Source organism: Actinomycetota bacterium (assembly GCA_005774595.1).
Taxonomy (GTDB): Bacteria; Actinomycetota; Coriobacteriia; order Anaerosomatales; family D1FN1-002; genus D1FN1-002.
Window position 1 is genome coordinate 1 of the sequence record VAUM01000210.1, and the last position, 3,490, is coordinate 3,490.

The 3,490-nt window shown below is 70.6% G+C and carries 3 protein-coding genes; all 3 read left to right on the top strand.

Annotated elements, in window-relative coordinates; genetic code table 11:
* The first annotated feature begins 60 nt into the window (after positions 1–60).
* Positions 61–1,233 (top strand): hypothetical protein, encoded by a 1,173-nt coding sequence (locus FDZ70_07995; protein ID TLM73008.1) that lies wholly within the window; start codon positions 61–63, stop codon positions 1,231–1,233.
* Positions 1,234–1,292: 59 nt separating this feature from the next.
* Positions 1,293–2,489 carry a hypothetical protein gene (locus FDZ70_08000; GenBank protein TLM73009.1) on the top strand — a complete coding sequence of 399 codons (1,197 nt, stop codon included), beginning with the start codon at positions 1,293–1,295 and terminating at the stop codon, positions 2,487–2,489.
* 205 nt (positions 2,490–2,694) lie between these two features.
* Positions 2,695–3,490: hypothetical protein (locus FDZ70_08005; GenBank protein ID TLM73010.1), on the top strand; the 796-nt coding region annotated here is incomplete at its 3' end.

The window sequence follows — 3,490 nt, forward strand, 5'->3', positions numbered from 1 at the left end:
GCAGTACGTGCCCGACATGAAGGAGGCCAGGGACGGCCTCGCGAGGGTGACCGGGTCGCGGTGAGCGACGCGGCCGACGACGGCGCCACGGCGCCGCTCGATCCCGTGGCCGAGGATCCGCCCGCCGGGCCGGAGCCGCCCGCCGCGGCTCCCCGCCGCCGCCGCGTCTCCGTCCGCGCGCTCCTGTGGACCGCGGCGCTGCTGCTCGCGGTGTTCGCCGCCGTCCTCGTCTGGCTCCTCTACCGCGACCTCGGGACCACCGGCGCGGACGTAGCAGATCCCCGGTACGGCATCGAGGCCGTGAAGGAGATCGGTGGCCCCGGCATCGGTGCGCGCCCGAGGTTCGCCGGCCCGCTCGGCGTGGCGTACGGGCCGGAGAGCCGCATCTACGTGGCCGACAGCGGCAACAATCGCATCGTCGCGTTCAGCAGGCAGGGCCGCTACCTCTTCGAGTTCGGCGAGTTCGGGGTCGCCAAGCCGATCGCCGGCGGCGAGTACAGCTGGAAGCCCGGCCGGCTCAACTACCCGACCGGGATCGACGTCGACGAGAACGGCGACATCTACGTCGCGGACTTCCGCAACGACCAGATCCAGGTCTTCGACGAGAAGGTCCGCTTCCTGAGGCGCTTCCCCGACCCCGGCAAGGTCACCGGGCGCGGCGGGTCGGGTGCGGACGGGCTCGGCATCGCCGTGACCGACGTGTGCGTGAAGGGCGGGTTCGTCTACGCGACCGACACCTATCAGGTGTTCGTGTTCACGACCGACGGGCGGCTCATCCGCCAGTTCGGCCGCCCCGGCGGGCAGCCCGGCGACCTCGACCATCCCAACGGCATCGCGGTCGGCGACGACGGCACGATCTACGTGTCGGACTCGAACCACAACCGGGTGACCGCGTTCACCCCGGACGGGACGCCGCGCTGGAATGCGGGGACGCAGGTCGTCTTCGGCCAGACCGAGACGGATCCGGACGGTCTCGGCCTGCCGCGCGGTCTCGCGGTCACGACCGACGGCAGCATCCTGGTCGCGGACCCGTTCGACTTCGAGATCGTCCGCATCACGCCCGAGGGCAAGATCGCGGACCGGCTCGGCTCGCGCGGCTCGCTCGCCGGGCAGGTCGACTTCCCGAACGACGTCGACACGGAGGGCGACCTCGTCGTGATCGCGGACCGCGGTAACGACCGCGTGCAGGTGGTGCGCCTGGTCGCCAAGACGGCGCCGGGCGTCGGGAAGTGACCCCGTGACGGCGGCCTTCCATCGGGACACGCACGCCCGTGGTTGCTTAGCGAATCTGAGTGCGGCTAGAATCCGAGGCGGTGCGCCCCATCGGGCGCGCGCCTGCGTTGCCACGCACGCACGCCCGGCCCGACGGAAGGCGAAGCTGTAACGTGACGTCCCGCACCGCCATCGTGCTCGCAGCGTTCGCCGCGGTGCTGGCCGCCGTCGTCCCCGCGTTCGCCTATCCGGCGACGGGCACCGTCGACCCGAGCTACGCGGCGTGCGTCGACTGCCACGGTACGACGACCGTGTCGATCGCCGGGACCGACACGGAGCGCCAGGGCCCGCACGGCAACTACCTCACCTCGACCACCAAGTGCCCCGCGTGTCACAACACGCACGGCGCCGACACGCCGACGAACATCTCCAGCCCGTCGCTGCTGGTCACCGCCACCGTCACGGACATGTGCGAGACCTGCCACGACGGCACGGGCGGCCAGGGCGTCTACGGCACCCTGCTGGCGCGCGGGGTCTACCCGGTGAGCAAGCACCGCGTCGACGCGACCCGCACCATCCCGGGCGGCGATCCTTCCACCGGCGGCGACCTGACCGGCGTGGTGTTCGAGGGCGGCGTCAACATGACGCTGGGGTGCATCGACTGCCACAGCCCGCACAACAAGAGCACGGTCGCGTCGTTCACCGGGGACCGCCGCCGCATCGCCACCGACACCGCCGGCTACACGAGCAACCGGCTGCTCAAACAGCGGCCGACCAGCTCGGACGTCACCGTCACGCGCTACGGCTCGAACTGGTGCGCGGCGTGTCACAAGGGTTCGCTCAACACCGCGACGACCCATAACCACCCGTCCGAGACGACCGCGACCGCGCCGAACTACTTCTACCAGGACTACCCGCGCGCCAACGCTCCCTCCAGCACCGCGATCGTCGCCACCTCGGTGGCCGCCGGGCTCGGGCAGAACAACTACGCGTACGTCATGCCGACGGACGGGTCGGGCAACCGCATCGGCGCGCAGGTGGGCCACTACCCGCTGTGCCAGCAGTGCCACGAGGATGTGCGCAACGTCGGCGATGTGCTGCAAGGGCAGATCGGCTGGGCCGAGACGTACACCGTCACGAGCGCGGACGGCACGAACACGGCGGACAACCCGCGGTTCCAGGTCTTCCCTCACGAGTCGCAGAACCCGCTGCTGCTCGTCGAGACCGAGGACGACCTGTGCACGAACTGCCACGACCCTATGGTGATACTGCCCTAGCCTGGCGATTCCGCAGCCGGCCTGGGATCTCGGAGCGAGGGGGCGCGTGCGCACGCGCCCCCTCGCCATTCGCGGAGGATTCCCGAACGACTTGCGCCGTTCTGTGATGGGCGTCACGGTATACTCCGCGGGATGTGGCGATAATCGATGACGGATGCGCGCACGCGCGCGCCGTTGGCGTTGCCTCGGGAGGCGGGAGACCTCGATGGGCGGCATGAAGCGGTACGCGGTCCCGGTGGGTGCGGCCCTGTGCGCGTTCGCGCTGGTGGCCGGCGTCGTCGCGGTCGCGGTCGCGGCCGGAGGCTCCGGGGTGGTGGTCGCCGGAGGCAGGGCGCCCGAATCCCCCGTGGTGTCCGGGGGCAAGGTCGTCTACGCCGACCGCACGGGCGGCAACTACGACATCGTCGTCTACGACTCCGGGACCGGCTCCTCGCAGCGCATCGCGTCGACTCCCGCCGACGAGATCCAGCCTGCCATCTTCGGGTCGACCGTCGTGTTCGTCCGCTACGTCGGCGGTTCCGCGAACATCTACGCCTACGACCTCGGCACGGGCATCGAGACGCCCGTCTGCACCGACCCCAAGGACCAGATCAACCCGTCGATCTGGGGCACGAGGGTCGTGTGGGAGGACTATCGCAACGGCTACAACCCCGGCATCTACTCGTTCGACCTCGCGACGGGCGTCGAGACCCGCATCGAATCCGGTCGCAACATGCCGAAGAAGCGCCCCGTCATCGCAGGGGATCTCGTCGCATGGGAGGACTACTCGGGCCAGGTGGTGGGCCGCGGTGACGCCGACATCCGGGTGATGAACCTGTCCACCGGCGTGATGTCGACCATCGCCGGCGCCACGAACGGCGAGATGCTGCCCGCCTGTGACGGGCGCTACGTCGTGTACGCGACCGCAGCCGCCGGCGGCATGGACGTCAACGCGTGGGACTCGGTGACCGGCCAGACCTTCGCGGTGCGCCGCCAGCCGGGCGAGCAGTCGTTGCCGGCGG